General features: G+C 72.0%; 18 protein-coding genes. 9 read left to right on the plus strand and 9 right to left on the minus strand.

Translation table 11 applies throughout. The features are described 5' to 3' along the window. Positions 1 to 27 precede the first annotated feature (27 nt). On the plus strand, positions 28 to 945 hold the full coding sequence (locus tag EAD98_RS24880) for a glycoside hydrolase family 5 protein (RefSeq protein WP_121656418.1): 918 nt from the start codon (positions 28 to 30) through the stop codon (positions 943 to 945). 57 nt (positions 946 to 1,002) lie between these two features. Here the strand turns inward: EAD98_RS24880 and EAD98_RS24885 are convergent, their stop codons facing one another. Next, complete coding sequence (locus EAD98_RS24885; RefSeq protein ID WP_121656419.1) at positions 1,003 to 1,650, minus strand: GNAT family N-acetyltransferase; 648 nt, start codon at positions 1,648 to 1,650, stop codon at positions 1,003 to 1,005. A 172-nt stretch (positions 1,651 to 1,822) separates the two neighbouring features. Here EAD98_RS24885 and EAD98_RS24890 point away from each other — a divergent pair, with 172 nt between their 5' ends. Then, positions 1,823 to 2,377 carry a hypothetical protein gene (locus EAD98_RS24890; protein WP_199723540.1) on the plus strand — a complete coding sequence of 185 codons (555 nt, stop codon included), beginning with the start codon at positions 1,823 to 1,825 and terminating at the stop codon, positions 2,375 to 2,377. Between the two features lie 73 nt (positions 2,378 to 2,450). Next, the gene (locus EAD98_RS24895; RefSeq protein WP_121656440.1) at positions 2,451 to 3,005 is read left to right on the plus strand and encodes a dihydrofolate reductase family protein; all 555 of its coding nucleotides are present in this window, start codon (positions 2,451 to 2,453) and stop codon (positions 3,003 to 3,005) included. An 8-nt stretch (positions 3,006 to 3,013) separates the two neighbouring features. On the opposite strand, the gene EAD98_RS24900 is transcribed toward EAD98_RS24895, so the two are convergent. After that, the gene (locus EAD98_RS24900; protein WP_233583963.1) at positions 3,014 to 6,055 is read right to left on the minus strand and encodes a BTAD domain-containing putative transcriptional regulator; all 3,042 of its coding nucleotides are present in this window, start codon (positions 6,053 to 6,055) and stop codon (positions 3,014 to 3,016) included. 59 nt (positions 6,056 to 6,114) lie between these two features. On the opposite strand from EAD98_RS24900, the gene EAD98_RS24905 reads away from it, so the two are divergent. Beyond that, positions 6,115 to 6,870, plus strand: a complete 756-nt coding sequence (locus EAD98_RS24905; RefSeq protein WP_121656442.1) for an alpha/beta fold hydrolase — start codon at positions 6,115 to 6,117, stop codon at positions 6,868 to 6,870. 10 nt (positions 6,871 to 6,880) lie between these two features. Here EAD98_RS24905 and EAD98_RS24910 read toward each other — a convergent pair whose 3' ends face one another. Next, on the minus strand, positions 6,881 to 7,330 hold the full coding sequence (locus tag EAD98_RS24910; RefSeq protein WP_121656443.1) for a hypothetical protein: 450 nt from the start codon (positions 7,328 to 7,330) through the stop codon (positions 6,881 to 6,883). A gap of 200 nt (positions 7,331 to 7,530) precedes the next feature. Between EAD98_RS24910 and EAD98_RS24915 the strand changes: the two genes are divergently transcribed. From EAD98_RS24915 to EAD98_RS24925, 4 genes are all read left to right on the plus strand, one after another. Continuing rightward, positions 7,531 to 9,405 (plus strand): adenylyl cyclase, encoded by a 1,875-nt coding sequence (locus EAD98_RS24915; protein WP_121656420.1) that lies wholly within the window; start codon positions 7,531 to 7,533, stop codon positions 9,403 to 9,405. Positions 9,406 to 9,813: 408 nt separating this feature from the next. Next, positions 9,814 to 9,960 carry a hypothetical protein gene (locus tag EAD98_RS31340; RefSeq protein ID WP_233578873.1) on the plus strand — a complete coding sequence of 49 codons (147 nt, stop codon included), beginning with the start codon at positions 9,814 to 9,816 and terminating at the stop codon, positions 9,958 to 9,960. Next, entirely contained in the window at positions 9,960 to 11,186 is a 1,227-nt protein-coding gene (locus tag EAD98_RS24920) for a YeiH family protein (RefSeq protein ID WP_121656421.1), read from the plus strand. Before EAD98_RS31340 ends, EAD98_RS24920 begins: the two co-directional genes overlap by 1 nt. Before the next feature lie 160 nt (positions 11,187 to 11,346). Continuing rightward, positions 11,347 to 13,734: a discoidin domain-containing protein gene (locus EAD98_RS24925; protein ID WP_121656444.1), complete on the plus strand. Its 2,388-nt coding sequence runs from the start codon at positions 11,347 to 11,349 to the stop codon at positions 13,732 to 13,734. A 33-nt stretch (positions 13,735 to 13,767) separates the two neighbouring features. On the opposite strand, the gene EAD98_RS24930 is transcribed toward EAD98_RS24925, so the two are convergent. The 3 genes from EAD98_RS24930 to EAD98_RS24940 form a co-directional block, all read right to left on the minus strand. After that, positions 13,768 to 14,661: a metallophosphoesterase gene (locus tag EAD98_RS24930; RefSeq protein ID WP_121656422.1), complete on the minus strand. Its 894-nt coding sequence runs from the start codon at positions 14,659 to 14,661 to the stop codon at positions 13,768 to 13,770. A gap of 70 nt (positions 14,662 to 14,731) precedes the next feature. Then, on the minus strand, positions 14,732 to 15,025 hold the full coding sequence (locus EAD98_RS24935) for a hypothetical protein (protein ID WP_121656423.1): 294 nt from the start codon (positions 15,023 to 15,025) through the stop codon (positions 14,732 to 14,734). Next, positions 15,019 to 15,339, minus strand: a complete 321-nt coding sequence (locus EAD98_RS24940) for a hypothetical protein (RefSeq protein ID WP_121656424.1) — start codon at positions 15,337 to 15,339, stop codon at positions 15,019 to 15,021. Before EAD98_RS24940 ends, EAD98_RS24935 begins: the two co-directional genes overlap by 7 nt. A 166-nt stretch (positions 15,340 to 15,505) precedes the next feature. On the opposite strand from EAD98_RS24940, the gene EAD98_RS24945 reads away from it, so the two are divergent. Then, complete coding sequence (locus tag EAD98_RS24945; protein ID WP_121656425.1) at positions 15,506 to 16,357, plus strand: alpha/beta fold hydrolase; 852 nt, start codon at positions 15,506 to 15,508, stop codon at positions 16,355 to 16,357. Between the two features lie 101 nt (positions 16,358 to 16,458). Here the strand turns inward: EAD98_RS24945 and EAD98_RS24950 are convergent, their stop codons facing one another. The 3 genes from EAD98_RS24950 to EAD98_RS24960 are packed head-to-tail and all read right to left on the minus strand — an operon-like array spanning position 16,459 to position 18,850. Continuing rightward, complete coding sequence (locus EAD98_RS24950; protein WP_121656445.1) at positions 16,459 to 17,475, minus strand: methyltransferase; 1,017 nt, start codon at positions 17,473 to 17,475, stop codon at positions 16,459 to 16,461. A 56-nt stretch (positions 17,476 to 17,531) separates the two neighbouring features. Further along, positions 17,532 to 17,927, minus strand: a complete 396-nt coding sequence (locus EAD98_RS24955; protein WP_121656426.1) for a hypothetical protein — start codon at positions 17,925 to 17,927, stop codon at positions 17,532 to 17,534. Positions 17,928 to 17,974: 47 nt separating this feature from the next. Beyond that, a complete protein-coding gene (locus EAD98_RS24960; RefSeq protein ID WP_121656427.1) occupies positions 17,975 to 18,850 on the minus strand; it encodes an alpha/beta fold hydrolase in 876 nt (291 codons plus the stop codon). Between the last annotated feature and the right edge of the window lie 2 nt (positions 18,851 to 18,852).

Here is an 18,852-nt window from a genome sequence, read left to right on the forward strand (position 1 = left end):
ACCCGCAGCTGACCGTACCGCTCGACCGTGCCGCCGCCGACCCCCGGCACCCCGGTCGAGCGGTACGGTCAGCTGCGGGTCTGCGGCACCGGGATGTGCGACAGGAACGGCGCCCGGGTGCAGTTGCGCGGCATCAGCAGCATGTGGCTGAACTGGGAGACCGCCCCGTACGCCGAGAACCTCTCCGCGCTGACCTGGATGCGGGACAACTGGAACCTCCAGGTGATCCGCGCGGCGATGGGCGTGGAGCCGGCGGGCGCGTACCTGAGTGACCCGGTCAAGGCACGTACGCAGGTCGAGACCATCATCAACAACGCGGTCAGCGCCGGCGTGTACGTGATCGTCGACTGGCACGCGCACGAGGCGCAGAACAACCAGTCGCAGGCGGTGGCGTTCTTCAGTGATCTGGCCCGCCGCTACGGTCACCTGCCCAACGTCATCTGGGAGCCCTACAACGAGCCGCTCCAGGTGAGCTGGACCAGCGTCATCAAGCCGTACCACCAGGCCGTGGTGTCCGCGATCCGCGCCGCCGACCCGGACAACATCGTCGTGCTGGGCACCCCGACGTGGTCGCAGGACGTGGACGCGGCGGCGGCCAGCCCGGTCTCCGGCACCAACCTGATGTACACGCTGCACTTCTACTCGTGCACGCACGGCGCGTCGCTGCGCGCGAAGGGCGACGCGGCGATCCGGGCCGGCCTGGCGCTGTTCGTCACCGAGTGGGGTGCCAGCCACGCCGACGGCGGCCTCGACGGTCGGGCCTGCCTGCCCGAGGCGCAGGCCTGGGTCGACTGGATGAAGGCGAACGGCATCTCCTGGACCGCCTGGAAGCTCGACGTCGGCACCGACACCACCAACCTGCTCAGCCCGGGCGCGCCGGTGACCGGCGGGTGGAACAACTACCTGCACGGGCACGCGCCGTTCGTGGTCGCCAACATGAGGTGACCCTCGACGGCCGGGCCCAGCTCCGACCCGGGAGCTGGGCCCGACCGGCGCGACCGGTCAGGCTCGTGGAGCTGCCGTACCCGGGAAGTCGATCCGCATGACCACCCGCCGCAGCGTGGGGTGGCTGACCTCGGCGAAACCGGCTTCCTCGAAGATCTGCCGTACGCCGACGTGCGCCTCGCCCCAGGTGATCTGCTTGCCCGCCTCGGCGAGCATCGGGTACGCCTCCAGCGCCCGCGCGCCGCGTTCGCGAGCGAAGTCGACCGCGGCGCGGGCGAGGGGGTAGGTGAGGCCCCGACCCCGGTAGCCCTTGCGGACCACCAGGCACGTCACGGCCCAGACGCCGTCGTCGTCCCGGTCCTCGTCGCGGCCGAGCCAGGGGACCCGTTGGTTGCGCAGCTTCGGGTACGCCGTCCTCGGCTCGACCGCGACCCAGCCCACCGGCTGCTCGTCGAGGTACGCGACCAGTCCGCTGGTGCTCGGGGCGTCCGGCTGGCCGCAGGCGGTCTGCTCCCGGAACGAGGCGATCCGTTCCTCCGGGGTGGAGGCTCGCCACAGCCAGCCCGCGACCTTGAACCACTGGCACTGGCAGCGACCCGCGTCGGCGGTGCCGAGGACGTGCTGGAGGTCGTCCCACGACACCTCGTTGGCCGGCACGGTCCGGAGGCCCGGGTGGGGGATCGGAACGCCGGTCGGGTCAGTCATGCTGCACCTCGCCGATGAGCCCCTTGATCATGCCGCTCGATTCTGCCCCGCCGGCGCCAGCGCCACCAGACCCGGCCGGGGCGGACGGCCTCGTGCGCCCCGTTGCACAGGGGCTGACCCGGCACCTCGCCGCGATCGCGACCACCACCGGCGAAGGCGTTATCCTGCGCCGGTGGACGTCACGGCGGAGGGTGCGCGGCTGGCCGCCGACCTGGGCCGCTGGCTGGACGACCTGACCTTCGTCGACCTGGACACCGACGAGGTCACCGCGCGGGTGATCGACGCGGTGGTGGGATGGGCCGAGGCCCAGGGCTGGCGGGTCTACCGGCGCGCGCCCAGCGTCCTGCCGTTGCCACCGCCACTGGAGCAGCGGCACTCCGTCCTCGACGTGGCCTGTGCCCGCCCCGGCGGCCCGCCGGTGGTCGTGGAGGTCGACCACACCGACCGGGCGCGGACGGTGCAGAAGCTGCGGGCCGAGGCGGACGCCGGGCGTATTCCGATCTGGGTGCGCTGGGGCGTCGGCCGTTTCGCCTCGCCACCACCGCCGGTGCGGATGGTGACCTGCGAGGTGACCCGGCGCGCCGCGCCGGCGGGGCGCGGGCGCCTGCACAGCCGGACCGGCGACCGCCCCGCGCCGGCGCACTCCGTCGGCGGCGGCACGGCGGACGCCCAGGCGCTGCCCATCCCGCTGACCGACCCGGTTACGGACGCGGTTGAGGGCACCTGAAGCGAATCGTAAGCGCGGGCCGGCACAGTTCTGGGTGTCACCGGAGAACACGACCGACAGCCAGGAGATTCCGATGCGCAAGCTCATCAACTCGACCTACATCACCCTCGACGGCGTCATCGAGAACCCCATGTGGACCGCGCCGTACTTCGAGGAGGAGGCCGCCAGCCTCGCCGGCGAACAGACCAACGCCGCGGACGCGATGCTGATGGGCCGGGCCACCTACGACGGCATGTCCGTCGCCTGGCCGAGCATGGACGAGAACGACCCGACCACCGGCGCGGCGTACTTCAACAACGTCAAGAAGTACGTCGCCTCGACCACCCTGACCAACCCCACCTGGAACAACACCGAGGTGCTCCAGGGCGACCTGGTCGAGGCGGTCACCAAGCTCAAGGCCCAGGAGGGCAAGGACATCATCCAGTACGGCTACGGCTCGGTCACCGCGCAACTGGTCCGGGCGGGACTGGTGGACGAGGTCCGGTTCTGGATCCACCCGGTGCTGGAGGGCGGCCCCAGCCTGACGAGCCCGCTGACGGACTTCAAGGCGTCGTTCGAGCTGATCGACACCCGCGTGCACAAGAACGGCGTGATCATCGCCTCGTACCGGCCGAAGACGGCCGGCTGACCAACGAATCAGAGCTGAGCCCGGGCCTCGCCCGGGCTCAGCTCCGTGCCCTCGGCGACCAGCGCGTCGAAGCGTTCCCGCCCCAGGGCGGCCAGCACGCGGTCGCTCACCCGGTCGATGTCGTCGCGTTCCGCCGGGGCGGCCGGGGCCTGCGCGGCGAGCCGGGCGGCGGCCGCGGCGCCCAGCAGTCGGGCGGCGACCTCCGGGGAGCGCACCGCCGATGCCATCCCCTCCAGGGGGCTGACCGCATCCCGTGGGGTCGCCATCGCCTGGGCGGCCTCGAACGCCTCGATGTGCAGGGCCAGCGCCCCATCCGGGTCGCCGGCCTGCTCGACCGCGTAGCCCAGCTCGACCAGGATCATCGGCAGGTACAGGGCGGGCTGGGTCTCCGCGCGGCCCTGTTCGACGAGGTGGGTGAGGTGGGGGACGGCCACGTCGAGCTTGCCGTCGCGGCGGGCGGCCAACCCGAGGCTCATCTCCGCGAAGACCAGCGCACTGGGCATGCCCTGCTCCACGGCCAGCTGGTATGCGCGTTCGGCCAGCTCCCGGCCCTGCGCGTAGTCGCGGGTCTGCACGGCCAGCCAGGCCAACCAGGACAGCTCGCTGCACACCTGCGGCCACAGCGCCAGCTCCTCCGCCCAGCGCAGCCCCTCCCGGTGCAGGGCGGCGGCCCGCTCGTGCTCGCCGCGCATGTCGGCCAGCCCACCCACCCATTCAATCGCCTGGAGCCGTCCCCACCGGTCACCGAGGTCCGCGAACAGCTCAGCGCTGCGGGTCGCGGCGTATTCCAGCGTGGCCTGGTCACCGTTGGCGTGCGCGATCATCGCCCGGGAGCTGAGCACCGCAGCCTCGGTCCACGGATCGGCGGAGGCGGCGGGAAGCAGCTCCGACGCCAGAGCCAGGTCGCTGTAACCGATCACCGCGTTGGCCGCGAACCAGGCACCGCGGCCGTCCGGATCGCCGGCCAACGCGGCCCGGAGCTCGGCCGGCACGATCGGGTCGCCCTGCGACAGCGCGAAACCGACCCGCCAGGGCGCGGCCCGGGACTCCTGCGTCGCGTCACCCGGCACCGCCAGCGCCCGCCGCGCCTCGGTGAGCCGCCCGCGCAGATACCAGTACCAGCTCAACGCGATGGCCAGGCGCAGCCCGCCGCCGTGGACCAGCGCCGTGCGCAGGTTCGCCGTCTCCGCGTCGAGCAGGGCCAGCCACCGCTGCTGGTCGGCGCCGCGCAGCTGCGGGTCCGCGCGTTCGGCCAGCTCGGTGTAGTACGCGGCGTGCCGCGCGCGTACCTCGTCGGCGTCGGTGAGGCGGTCCAGGCAGAACGCGGCGACCGATTCGAGCAGCCGGTAGCGCGGCTGCACGCCGGAGTCGTCCAGCACCACCAGCGACCGGTCCACCAGCCGGGCCAACGTGTCCAGATCGGTCTGGCAGACCCGCTCGGCGGCCTCCGGGGTGCAGCCGTCGCGGAACACCGCCAGCCGGGCGAGCACCACCCGGTCGGCCTCGTCGAGCAGGTCCCAGCTCCAGCCGATCACCGCGGTCAGCGTCCGCTGTCGCGGCGGCACGTCCCGTTGCTGCGTGGTGAGCAGCCGGAACCGGTCGTCCAGCCGGTCCACCACCCCGCGCACACCGAGCGCGCGGACCCGGGTCGCCGCCAACTCCAGCGCCAGTGGCAGGCCGTCGAGGCGGCGGCAGAGTTGCGCCACCACGGGAGCGGTCCGGCCGTCGAGGCGGAAAGCCCGCTGCTGCGCGGCGGCGCGGGCGGTGAACAACCGGGCCGCCGGCGAGCGCCGGACCGCGTCCAGGTCGCCGCCCTCCGGCACGGACAGCGGGGGTACCTCCCAGAGCAGTTCCCCGGTGAGGCCGAGCGGCTCCCGGCTGGTGGCGAGCACCCGCACCCCGGGCGCGTCGCGCAGCAGCCGGACCACCAGGTCGGCGACCGGCTCGATCACGTGCTCGCAGTTGTCCAGCACGAGCAGCAGGTGTCGGTGTCGCAGCGCGGCGGTGAGCCGGTCGGCGGCGGACAGGCTCGCGCCCGCGGCCTCGCGGGTGTCCAGCGCGCCGAGCACCTGCTCGGCGACGCGCGGGTCGCCGGCGGGCAGCGGGGCCAGCTCGACCAGGTGGACACCGTCCGGGAGGGACTGCGCGCGGGCCGCCTCGGTGGCCAGCCGGGTCTTGCCGACACCGCCCGGCCCGACCAGCGTGACCAGCCGCTGCCGCCCCAGCAGGGCCCGCAGCTCGGTCAGCGCCTCGGCCCGTCCGACCAGCTCGTCCAGCTGCGCCGGGAGGCTGTTGCGGATGATCGCGGTCTTCGGCGGCGCGCTCAGGCCGGCGTCCTGTTCGAGGATCCGGCGGTGCAGGGCGACCAGCTCCGGCCCGGGGTCGAGGCCCAGCTCGTCGGCGAGCCGGTCGCGCAGCTCGGCGTAGCTGTCCAACGCCTCGGACTGGCGGCCGGCCGCGTAGAGGGCGCGTAACTGCACCGCCCGCAGGCCCTCCCGCAGCGGATGCCGGGCAACCAGCTCCGCCAGGTCGGCGGCGACCAGGTCATGCTCGCCCCGGAGCACCCGAGCCTCGGCCAGCCGCTCGTGCACGGTGAGGCGCTGCTCGGCGAGCCGGGTCGCCTCCGCGCGGACGAACTCGGCGTCGGCCACGTCGGCGTACGCCTCGCCGCGCCACAGCTTGAGGGCCTCGGTCAGCCGCTCGACATCGGTGCACCGGGCCAGTTCGGCGAACCGGTCGGCGTCGATCGCGTCGGCCCGCAGCAGGTACCCGGGCGGCCGGGACTCGATCATCTCGCGGGCGCCCGGCTCGGCATCGTTGAGCGCCTTGCGCAGCTGCGACACCCGCACCTGGAGGGCGCCGGCGGGATTGGCGGGCGCGTCGTCGCCCCACAGGTCGTCGATGAGGCGGTCCGTCGAGATCACCTGGTTGCGGTTGGTCAGCAGGTCGGCGAGCAGCGCCCGTACCTTGGCGCCGGGCACCACCACCGGCTCGCCGGCGTCGGTGGTGACGGCGAGCGGTCCGAGCACCCCGAACTGCACGGCGGTCATCCTAGCCTCGGTAAGGTCACCTGAAGCCGACCGTAAGCGCTGCGGCGCACCCTGTGGTCATGGACATCCACCACGAGGAACACGGCAGCGGCGGCGGTCGCCCGCTGGTGCTGATCCACGGCGCGCTCTCGGCCATCGGCACCTCGTTCGGCACGGTCCTGCCGCTCCTGGCGAAGACCCGACGGGTGATCGCGGTCGAGTTGCAGGCACACGGCCGCACGCCGGATGTCGACCGCCCGATGACCGTGGAGCATTTCGCCGCCGACGTGGTTCAGTTGCTCGACCGGCTCGGCGTCGCGCGGGCGGACGTGTTCGGGTGGAGCATGGGCGCCGCGGTGGCCCTGCGCCTGGGCACCGACCACGCCGCCCGGGTCGGCCGGCTGGTGCTCGCCTCGGTGAGCTTCGACGAGGCGGGTCTGCATCCCGGGCTGCTCGACGGGATCCAGGACCTGCGACCGGAGCACCTGCACGGCTCGGAGTTCCACGAGGAGTACCTGCGGACCGCGCCGGACCCGGCGGGCTGGGCCAACCTGGTCACCAAGATGAAGGTGCTGGACGCGAACCTGCCGCGGTGGACCCCCGAGCAGATCGCAGCCCTCGCCGCGCCCACCATGATCGTGCTGGCCGACGCGGACATCGTGCAGCCCGAGCACGCGGTGCGGATGTTCCGGCTGCTCGGCGGCGCGGTGCCCGGTGATCTGACCGGTCTGCCGGCCTGCCGGTTGGCCATCCTGCCCGGCACCACCCACACGTCGATCCCACAGCGCGCCGACTGGCTGGCCCCGATGATCGACGAGTTCCTGGACGACGCCTAGGCGGTGGCTCCTATTCGGATCTGCGGCGGACCGCCGCGAGCATGCGCCGCACGCCGATCACATGACCGCCCGATGTCAGGAGGAGTTGTCGGTACAGGCCGCCGGCCAGGCCGGGGAAGGCGGCTCGCGTCTCGGCCCGCAGCCGTGACCGGCCCGCACCGACGGCATCGAGGCGGAAGATCAGCGCGTAGGTCGAGAACCGATGGCTGCCGCGCAGCGCCAGTTCCTGACCGGGGATCGCGGTGACCACCCGGAAGCCGGGGAACGTCGAGCCTTCGGCGAGCGGCCGTGGCCCGGACGTGCCCGGGTCGGCGGCACCCACCAGGCGCGCGTAGCCGGCCATGCCGGGCCGGGAGAAGGACTTCTCGACGATGTCCGCCAGGTGGGGCCAGACCTCGACGGTCTCCGCCGCGATGACCGTGGCGTGCTCGTCCAGGTGGGGCAATGAGTCGATCCGCATCAGCACCTCCCCGCTGCGCCGTCCATTCTCACCCGACCGGATCGAAGTTCGTTGTCCGTGGTCATGGCGTGCGGCGGATTTACCAGGTAGAAACATGCCGACCCCTTCGCGCCGGACCGCTTGCGGCCGGAGGGTCCAGAGAGCGCTCTCACCGCCCCAGCTGGCCGGCACTCCTCCGACCAGCGGAGAGGACGAACCGCATGACAACCCAGCCCCGACGGGTACGCCGGAGAACCGGTCGCACCCTCTTCCTCGTGGTCGTGCTGACCGCCGCCGTCACGACGACCAGCACCGCCGCCACCGCCGGCCGGCCGGCGCACGGCGCCCCGGACTTCGGGCCCAACGTCACCATCTTCGACCCGAGCATGCCGGTCACCGAGATCCAGCAGACGCTGGACGCGGCCCACGCCCGGCAGGTCGACAACGAGATGGGCACCGCGCGGCACGCCTTCCTGTTCAAGCCGGGCACGTACGGGACGGCCGAGCAGCCGTTGCAGGCCAAGGTCGGCTACTACACCGAGGTGTCCGGCCTGGGCGCCTCGCCCACCGACGTCACCGTCAACGGCAAGATCGAGGTGTACAACCGCTGCCTGGCCGACGGCGGCACCGGCAACTGCCTCGCTTTGGTCAACTTCTGGCGCACCCTGTCCAACCTGTCGCTCACCATCAACGCGGCCGGCCAGGACGGCTGCCGGTCGTCGGCGAACTTCTGGGCGGTGTCCCAGGCGGTGTCCATGCGCCGCCTGAACATCAACGGCGGCGGGCTCTCGCTGATGGACTACTGCACCGCGGGCCCGCAGTACGCCAGCGGCGGCTTCATCGCCGACTCGCGGCTGCCGGCCACCACGAACGGGTCGCAGCAGCAGTGGCTGACCCGCAACAGCGAGGTCGGCAGCTGGTCCAACGCGGTGTGGAACCAGGTCTTCGCGGGGGTCGAGGGCGCGCCGGACGACGCCTCCTTCCCCGACCCGCCCTACACGACGTTGGAGACCACCCCGCTGAGCCGGGAGAAGCCGTACCTCTTCGTGGACGGCAAGGGCCGATACAACGTCCGAGTGCCCGCCGCGCAGCGGAACAGCCGGGGCGTCTCCTGGGCCGACGGCATGACGCCGGGGCGGACGATACCGATCCGCGACTTCTTCATCGCCAAGCCGTCGGACCCGGTGCACGTCATCAACAGCCAGCTCGCGCGGGGCAAGCACCTCCTGCTCACCCCGGGCACGTACGACATCGCGCGCAGCATCGAGGTGCGGCGTGCCAACACGGTGGTGCTCGGCATCGGCCACGCCACTCTCACGGCGGTGAACGGCGCCATCCCGCTGGACGTCGCCGGCGTCCCCGGTGTCGTCGTCGCCGGCGTCACGATCGACGCCGGTCGGGTCGAGTCACCGGTGCTGCTGCGGGTGGGTCGGCAGCACGGCCGCAACGCCAGCAGCGCGGCCAACCCGACCACGCTGTCCGACGTGTACTTCCGGGTCGGCGGCCCGCACATCGGCCGGACGAACACGGCGCTGGAGGTCAACAGCGACAACGTGCTCATCGACCACACCTGGGTTTGGCGCGGCGACCACGGCGTCGAGGGCTTCACCGAGGGCGTCAACGGCGACACGGATCGCTGGCGGACCAACACCGGCCGCTACGGCGCCGTCATCAACGGCGACCATGTGACCGCGACCGGCCTGTTCGTCGAGCACTTCCAGCGGTACAACACCGTCTGGAACGGCGAGCACGGCACGACGATCCTCTACCAGAACGAGCTGCCGTACGACCCGCCGACGCAGGCGGACTGGATGCACGGTGGCGTCGAGGGCTGGGCCGGCTACAAGGTCGGCGACCGGGTGCGGCACCACACCCTGTACGGCGGCGGGGTCTACGTCTTCAACCAGAACAATCCGTCGATCCACACCGAGAACGGCTTCGAGGTCCCGGTCACCCCGGGCGTACGGCTGCACCACATCATGACCGTCAACCTCAGCGCCGGCACGATCGACCACGTGGTCAACGGCGTCGGCGACGCGGCCGACATGACCAAGGTGGGCGCGCCGGTCTACGTCACGCAGTACCCGACTCCGTAGGGGTCTCGGGCGTACCGAGCGGGGGTCGGAGCCGGCGCGGCTCCGGCCCCCGCTGTCGTACCCCGAGCGGACCGAAGCGAGATTCCGGGGCCCGCGGTCTTGAATTCCTATCGATCCGATAGGAAAATAGGCGGATGCCGGTCGGATCGTTCCTCACCTCGCGTCGGGTCGTGGACCTGATGCGGGTCGCCTCCGGGCTCTGTCCCGGCTCGCCGGCGACCGCCTGAGCGTCCCGCCGCCCGAACGCCCGCACACCCGCTCGGCCCGCCGCGACGTCGTCGCGCGGGCCCGTGGCCCATCCCGGCCCTCGCGCCACACGCCGCCTGTCGCGGCCCTCGCGCGTCCCCGTCTCGCCCCGCAGTCGATCCCGCCATGCCCGGATCGGCCCTTTCCCCTCGGAGGTACGTCATGAGCACTGACCCGTCACCGTCCACACCGCCGACAGCCGGGGACTCCCGGCTCGCGTTCAACGAGGACTGGGTGGCTACCGTCCTCGGCCTGGTCCTGCTCGGCCTGGTCCTGCTCGGGGCGATCCCCGCCGGGCTGGTGCCCTGATGGCCGCCGACGCGACGCGCACGGGTGACGAGCCCCGAACGATCGACGAGCCCCGCGAGGGCGACGAGACCCGCGTGAGCGACGAGACCCGCGTGGGCGACGAGACCCGGGCCGGCGACGTGCCCGTCGAGCCTGCGGGCGCGGCGCGCGACGGCACGTTCTGGGCCTGGACGGCGCTCGGCCTGGTGGTCGTGGTGGCGCTCGCCGCGCTGACCCGCTATCTGGAGCAGAGCGTCCCCGGGTGGGCGGAGGGCACCGGCGCCGAGGACATCGGGGCGGCGATCGAGTACCCCGTCTACGCGATCCTGCTCGGCCTGCTCGGCAACGTCGCCGTCACGCTGTTCGGCTGGCGCGACCGGATCGCCGCCGCCTTCCGGACCGAGTTCTTCATCAAGACCGGTCTGGTGCTGCTCGGGGCGTCGATCAACCTGGCCGTCATCGCCAGCGCCGCCGGGCCGGCGATCGCCCAGGCGATCCTGCTGATCAGCGGGGTGTTCCTGTTCACCTGGTGGCTGGCCGGCCGGTTCGGCCTCGACGACAAGCTGCGCGCGTTGCTGGCCTCGGCGGTGTCGATCTGCGGGGTCAGCGCGGCGATCGCCGCCGCCGGCGCCGTCCGGGCGCGCCGCGAGCAGTTGGCCTACACGGCCAGCCTGGTCATCGTCTTCGCGTTGCCGTCCATCTTCATCCTGCCCTGGCTGGCCGACGTGTTCGGGCTGTCCGACGCGGTGGCCGGCGCCTGGATCGGCGGCAACATCGACACGACCGCGGCGGTCACCGCGGCGGGGGCGCTCGCCGGCGAGGAGGCGCTCCAGATCGCCAGCATCGTGAAGGTCACCCAGAACGCCCTGATGGGCGTGGTCGCGGTCGCTCTCACCGCGTACTTCACGCTGCGGGTGGAGCGGCAGCCCGGCGCGGCCCGACCGGGCCTCGGGGAGTTGTGGCGGCGTTTCCCCAAGTTCGTCCTGGGCTTCGTCGCCGCCTCGGTCATCGCCACCTGGTACCTGGACGCGGCGGGGGCGGACGGCAAGGCCACCATCGCGATCGTCAACGACCTGCGCGTCTGGTTCCTCATCCTGGCCTTCGTCAGCATCGGCCTGGAGGTCCGGGTCGCGTCGCTGCGGGAGGCCGGCTGGCGGCCGGTCGCGGTGTTCGCCAGCGCCACCGTGTTCAACCTGGCCCTGGCGCTCGCCCTGGCGTCCCTGCTGTTCCGCAACTTCTCCGCCTGATCCGGCGTCGTCCCCGTCCCCCAGTCCGGCGGGACGGGGGCGATCGCCTACTTCCGACGCCCTGGTCAATAATTTCATCGATCAGTCTCACTCTTGCGGGTTGGCAATCGGTACTGCCACGATGACCGTCAATGCCTTCCGTCCCGAAGGAGTGGTCGTCATGGCGGTGTCCCGCCGCAGGTTCGTCACATCGGTGCTGGCGGGTTCCGCCCTCGCCGCCGCCTCCACCACCGAGCTGCTCACCACCGCCACCAGCCCCGCGCACGCCGCCAGTCCTCCCGGGGACGTGGTCGGCAAGGTGACGGTCGGCTACCAGGGCTGGTTCAGCTGCCCCGGCGACTCGGCGCCGATCGGCGGCTGGTGGCACTGGAGCCGCGACCGGTTCCAGCCGCCCTCGCCCAGCAACACCACCATCGTGTCCTGGCCGGACATGCGCGAGTACACCCGCACCTACCCGACCGCCTACCCCAACCTCGGCAACGGCTCGCCGGCCACCCTCTTCTCCTCGTACGACCAGCAGACCGTGGACACCCACTTCCGCTGGATGCAGGAGTACGGCTGCGACACCGCGGCGTTGCAGCGGTTCAACCCGATGGGCGACGAGGGCCCGACCCGCGACGCCATGACGCAGAAGGTGCGCTCGGCCGCGGAGCGCCACGGCCGCAAGTTCTACATCATGTACGACGTCACCGACTGGTTGACCATGCAGGCGGACATCAAGACCGACTGGACGACGAAGATGTCCGCGCACACCGCGTCCAGCGCGTACGCGCGACAGAACGGCAAGCCGGTCGTCTGCATCTGGGGCTTCGGCTTCAGCGAACCCAGCCGACCCTTCGCACCGGGGCCCTGCCTGGAGGTCGTCAACTGGTTCAAGGCGCAGGGCTGCTACGTCATCGGTGGCGTGCCCACCTGGTGGCGGCAGGGGATCGAGGACTCCCGCCCCGGCTTCCTCGACGTCTACCACGCATTCAACATGATCTCGCCGTGGATGGTCTACCGGACCAGCACCCTGGAGGGGCTGGACTCGTACTACAACAATGTCAACATTCCGGACCTGGCCGACTGCGCGGCGCGCGGCATCGACTACCAGCCCTGCGTGATGCCCGGTGACCTCGCCGGGGGGCATCGCCGGCACGGCGACTTCTACTGGCGGCACATCTACAACATGGTCCGACTCGGGTCGCAGGGCCTCTACGTGTCCATGTTTGACGAGTACAACGAGGGCAACCAGATCGCCAAGACGTCCGAGACCCAGGCCACCACCCCGGCCGGCGCGAACATCCGGGCCCTGGACGAGGACGGCGTGTCCTGCTCCTCCGACTACTACCTGCGGATCACCGCCGACGGCGGTCGGATGCTCAAGGGGCAGCTCGCGCTCACCCCGGTGCGTCCCACGCCACCGATGATCGGCACCCCGCCCCCGACCGGCGGAAACCTGGCCGCCGGCCGGCCCACCTCGGCGAGCAGCCAGGGCGGCGGGTTCCCGGCGGGCAACGCGGTGGACTCGAACGTCGGCAGCTACTGGGAGAGCGCCAACGGCGCGTTCCCGCAGTGGTGGCAGGTCGACCTCGGCGCCGGCCACCAGGTCGACCGACTCGTGCTGCGGCTGCCCCCCGGCTGGGGCGCGCGTACCCAGACGATCACCGTGCTGGGCAGCGTCGACGGCAGCTCCTTCGGCACCATCGCCCCGGCCGCCGGCTTCACCTTCGACCCGGCGACCGGCAACACGGTCACGCGCACGCTGCCGGCCACCACGACCCGCCACCTCCGGCTGAGCATCGCCGGCAACACCGGCTGGCCGGCGGGCCAGCTCGCCCAGGTCGAGGTGTACGCCGCCGGCGGCACGCCCGACAACCCGCCGACCGCGCCGAGCGGCCTCACCGTGACCGGCCGAACGGCGAGCAGCGTGTCCCTGGCGTGGACGGCCTCCACCGACGACAAGGGGGTGACCGGCTACCAGGTGCGCCAGGGCGGCACGGTGGTCGCCACCGTCACCGGCACCACGGCGACCGTGAGTGGGCTCAGCCCGTCCACCGGTTACAGCTTCACCGTGACGGCGCGGGACACCGCCGGCAACACCTCCGCTCCGTCGAACGCGGTCACGGTCACCACGGACGCGCCGACCAACGCGGACCTCGCCCGGGGTCGACCCACCACGGCGAGCAGCAACACCCAGAGCTACGCGTCGGGCAACGTGGTCGACGGTGACCCGAACACCTACTGGGAGAGCGCCAACAACGCGTTCCCGCAGTGGGTCCAGGTCGACCTGGGTGCCTCGCGCCCGGTCGGACGGGTGGTGCTCAAGCTGCCGCCGGCGGCCGCCTGGGCGACCCGGACGCAGACCCTCGCCGTGCAGGGCAGCGCCGACGGGGGCAGCTTCGGCACGCTCGTCGCGTCGGCCGGGCGCACCTTCAACCCGGCCACCGGCAACCAGGTGACGCTCACCTTCGCCGCCACCCAGACCCGCTACCTGCGCATCACCGTCACCGGTAACACCGGCTGGCCGGCCGGCCAGCTGTCCACACTGGAGGTCTATGCCAGCTGATCGGGGGCGGGCGGCGCCGGACGCGTCGCAGGCTCACCGGCCGACCGACGGCGGTTGGGCGGAGCGCCTGCTCTCCGCCATCCGGCGTACGTCGTCGGCGGGGTGGATGGTGCGCACCGGGTCCGGCACGGGCCCGCGCCGCTGCCACTCGCGTGGATAGCCGAGGGAGACCTCCTCGAAGCGCACCCCGTCGTGGAACGTCGTACGGGGGATGTGCAGGTGGCCGTAGACCACGGTGGCCGCGCCGAAGCGCAGGTGCCAGTCACTGGTACGCACGGTGCCGCACCACTGGGCGAACAGCGGGTACCGCAGGACGTCGGTGGGTTGCCGCACCAGCGGATAGTGGTTGACCAGCACCGTCGGCAGGGCCGGGTCGCGCTCGGCCAGGCGCCGCTCGGTCTCGGTGATCCGGGCCGCGCACCACGCCTCCCGGCTCGGGTGGGGATCGGGGTGCAGCAGGGCCTCGTCCGTGCACACCACCCCGGCCTCGTACGCCAGCTCCAACGACTGCTGCCGGGTGCTCGCCCCGGGCACCCGGAACGTGTAGTCGTACAGCACGAAGAGCGGGGCGATCGTGGCCGGACCGCCCTCGCCGTCCCACACCGGGTACGGATCCTCCGGCGTGACGACCCCCAGCCGCCGACACAGCCGCACCAGCTCGCGGTAGCGCTCCTCGCCGCGCAGCTGCACCGGGTCGTCGGGCGGCGTCCACAGCTCGTGGTTGCCCGGCGCCCAGACCACCTTCGCGAACCGGCTGCTGAGCAGGCCGAGCGCCCACTCGATGTCGGCGTACCGCTCGGCCACGTCGCCGGCGACGAGCAGCCAGTCACCGTCGTTGCCCGGGCGCAGCTCCCGCACGAACGCGCGGTTCGCCGGGTAACCGATGTGCAGGTCGCTGACGGCCCGCAGCCGGGGCGGAAGGCTCACGCCCCGAGGCTAGGGCCCGTGTCAAAGTCCCCGCCGTTCGGTGTCGTGCCGGGCCGGGCGGCCGGGGCGGTCAGCAGAACCAGCCGTCCTGCACCCAGCCGCGCCGGTTGATGTGTCCGTAGGCGAAGCCGTAGATGTAGCCGCCGCTGCGGGGCCCCTCTACCAGGAAGGTCTGGCCCTGGTACAGAGTGCCCATCCAGGCCCCGTTGGGTTGGGTGCGGACGAACAGGTCGCTGGCGCACACCGTCTCCCGCTGGCCGATGGTGCCGTTGGCGGCCTGCGCCGGAGCCGGCGCGGCGAGCGTGGCGGCGGTGATCCCGGCCAGCAGGCCGGCCATCGTCCGGGTGGCGGATCGGCTCACCATGAGTCGTACCCGCCGATGCACTCGGCCCGGACGTAGCCCCAGTCGTTCGGACCGAAGTCGAACGAGGCCGCCCACCCGTTGTAGACCGGGTGGGCGCCGGGGGTGTGACCGATCTTGTTGCCGTACCCGAGGGTGCGCTTCAGACCGGTGGGGCCGTTGGCGGAGTCGTAGTTGGCGTAGAAGCTGGCGCTCTGGCAGACCACGATGGCGTGCCGGGGCACCACCGGGTCGGCGTGGGCCGGCGTGGCGCCCAGGGCGGCCGTGGCCGTCCCGATGGCCAACGCGGCGACCCCGGTGCGGATCCGTCGAGGCATGCCCACCTCCCGTACGCCGAAACTTTCCTACCGGCGACCCTAACAGCGGCGTTGATAAATGTCGATGGATCGGGGTTGGCCGGCCGGAGCCGCGCGGCCGGTATATCCGGCGATCGGGCGGGAAAGCGCTGACGTCCGACAGCCCGAACCGGAGCAGGAGAACAACATGCCTTTCATCACCGTGGGTACGGAGAACTCCGCGCCCATCGACCTGTACTACGAGGATCACGGATCCGGTCAGCCGGTGGTGCTGATCCATGGCTTCCCGTTCAACGGGGCGACCTGGGAGAAGGAGACCACCGCGCTGCTCAACGCCGGATACCGGACGATCACCTACGACCGGCGCGGTTTCGGCAACTCCGCCCAGCCGGCGTTCGGGTACGACTACAACACCTTCGCCGCGGACCTCGACGTCCTGATGACCGAGCTGGACCTGCGCGACGTGATGCTGGTGGGTCACTCGATGGGCACCGGCGAGGTGGTTCGTTACCTGGGCAACTACGGCTCGCAGCGGGTGAGCAGGGCGGTGCTGCTCAGCCCCCTGGAGCCCATGCTGGTGAAGGCCCAGGACAACCCGGAGGGCGTCGACAAGAGCCTCTTCCAGGGGTTCCAGCAGGCCATCATCAAGGATCGTTTCGCCTACCTGACCCAGTTCTGCGACGCGTTCTTCAACTACAGCGAGAACAAGGGCAAGATGGTCAGCGAGGAGGCGTACCGCGCGCACTGGCAGATCGGCGCGATGGGCTCCGCCAAGGCCACCCACGACAGTGTGGACGCCTGGCTGGAGGACTTCCGGCCCGACCTGCCGAAGATCGACGTGCCGGTGCTGATCATCCAGGGTGACAAGGACAACGTGCTGCCTTTCCCGGTGACCGGCCAGCGGCTCGCGCCGATGCTGCCGACCAGCCAGCTCATCACGCTCAAGGGTGCGCCGCACGGCATCCCGTGGACACACGCCGACGACATCAACAAGGCCATGTTGAACTTCATCAAGCAACCGGCCAAGGCTCGGGCCTGATCCGCAGCGGCACCTGATCGGACGCCAGCGCGGCGATCTCGCCGCCGCATCCCGGCCCGCGCGGGCCCCTCGGGCTCGCGTGGGCCGGGTGGCGTCGACGGTCAGGCTCGGCGGGCCACCACCGCGCCGTTGGCGCCGGGGGCGTCGAAGGGCACCGTGCGGACGTCGACAAAGCCGACGTCCGCGAGCCAGGCGGCGTACTCGGCGCCCGAGTAGTTCCGGCCGCCCTCGGTCTCCACCAGCATGTTCATGCCCATCAGAGCGGCCTCCGGCGGGCCGGTGCGCTCATCGTTCAGCAGCAGCTCGCAGACCACGACCGTCCCACCCGGCGGAAGGGCCGCGTGGCACCGGGCCAGCAACGCGCGATTCGTCGGCTCGTCCCAGTCGTGCAGGATCATGCTGAGCAGGATGACGTCGTGCCCGCCCGGCAGCGCCGGGTCGGCGAGGAAGTCGCCGGGCAGCGTGGCGATCCGCCCGGTCAGGCCGGCCGCCGCGATCCGTTCCTCGGCCCGTGCGCAGACGTGGGGCAGGTCCAGGACGGTCGCCCGCAGGTCGGGCAGGCGGCGGCAGAACTCGATCGGGAACGCGCCGGCCCCGCCGCCCACGTCGAGCAGCCGGCGATGCGCGGAGAAGTCGTACGCGTCGGCCAGCGCGGCGGCGGTGAAGCTGGACGTGGAGTACATGGCGTCCCAGAACTGCGCCAGCATCTCCGGGTCGGTGGTGTCGAACATCGACTGCTGGGCCTGCGGGTCCCAGGTCAGTGGCCGGTCGGTGCGCAGCGCCTCCCCGATGCGGTGCCAGGGCAGGTAGGTACGCAGGTCGGAGTAGCGGACCTGGGCGCCGAAGTAGTACGGGCGGCCCTCGACCAGGAACTGCTCGGCCAGCTCGGAGTTGCGGTAGCCGTCGCCGGCCTTCTCGAGCAGGCCGAGTGAGGCGCTCGCCGCCAGCAGCAGGTCCGCCGGACGGTCGGCCAACCCGAACTCGGCGGCCGCCTGCTCGACGGTCATCGTCCGGCCGCCGGCGAGCCGGGTGAACAGGCCGAGTTCAACGCCGACCGCGAGGGTCTTGAACCCCCAGACGCCGGCAACCAGGCTCATGAGGGGAGTCGGAGTGATCATGGCCACATCAGATCACAGGCGTGACCGTCCACCATGGTCGGTCGTGCTGCGGACGGTCAGCCGGCCCGACGCCGGCTGAGCCGGTGCGCGCCGAGGCTCACCAGCGTGCTGCCGACCGCCATCCCGACCAGCACCAGGACCGCCCCGACGGCCCACAGTCCGCTGTCGTCGGACGACAACGCCCCCCACGACCACGCCGCCGTGAAGGCCACCGTCATCACCGGCGCCACCAGCCACGGGCTCAGCCGCGTGCCGGCGAGGGCGGCGAGCAGCGCGAGGGTCAGCACGCAACCGATCACCTGCCACGGCTCGTACGGGCCGCTGCGCGAACCGGTCTCCGGGTCGACGGTGTACCCGGTGTCCCAGCCCAGCCAGAGCAACCACACCCCGACCGTGGCCACCGCCAGGAACAGAGCCCCGAGCGGTGCGCGCCTACCCGTCGTCGCTGTCATCCGGGGATCATCCCCCGCGGTGGCGCGGTTCGGGAACCCGGTCGTCCTCAGGGCTGAACGCGGGCGAGGAAGTCGCGGACCAGCCGCACCACCTCGTCGAGGTGCGTCTCGAGCAGCCAGTGGCCACCGTCGAGCAGGTGCAGGTCGGCGTCGGGCAGATCCCGCAGGTACGCGCGGGCCGCGCCCGCCGGCATGTAGCCGTCGTGCGGCCCCCACACGATCAGTGTGGGTGGCCGACGGGTACGCAGGTACTCCTGCTGCCGGGCGAACCACGCGACCGTGCTGCCCTGATCGGCGAGGAGCCGCAGCCAGGCGTCGCGCCGCCGGGGATCCGCGACCAGCGCCCCGGAGAACCGCCACAGGTCCGGGCTCACCCGGTCGGTCAGCCGGTCCGGCAGTTCGCCCAGGAACTCGCGCCGGAAGCCCTCCTCGTTGATCGCGGCGGCCAACCGGTCGCGGCCCTCGTCGGTGGGCTCGCGCCAGAACTGTTTCAGCGGCTCGTACTTCGGGCCGTGCTGGTCGGGGTAGATGTCGCCGTTCTGGATGATGAGACCCGCGACCCGCTCCGGCGCGGCCATCGCCAGCCGCAACCCGAACTGGCTGCCGTAGTCCTGGAGATAGATCACGTAACGGGTCAGCTCCAGTGTCTCGGTGAACCGCCGGAGCAGGTCGGCGTGCGCGTCGAAGGTGTACGCGAACCGGCCGGGGTCCGGCGTGTCGCTGTAGCCGAAGCCAGGGTAGTCGGGTGCGACGGCCCGCCACCGGTCGGCCAGCGCGGGCAGCAGGTGACGGAACTGGAACGACGACGACGGGTAGCCGTGCGGCAGCAGCACCACCGGCGCGTCGGTGGCGCCGGCCTCCCGGTAGAAGATCGTGATGCCGTCGACCTCCACCGTCCGGTGCCGCACCGCGATGTCGGCCATGA

This window comes from Micromonospora sp. CV4, assembly GCF_003667455.1.
GTDB lineage: Bacteria > Actinomycetota > Actinomycetes > Mycobacteriales > Micromonosporaceae > Micromonospora.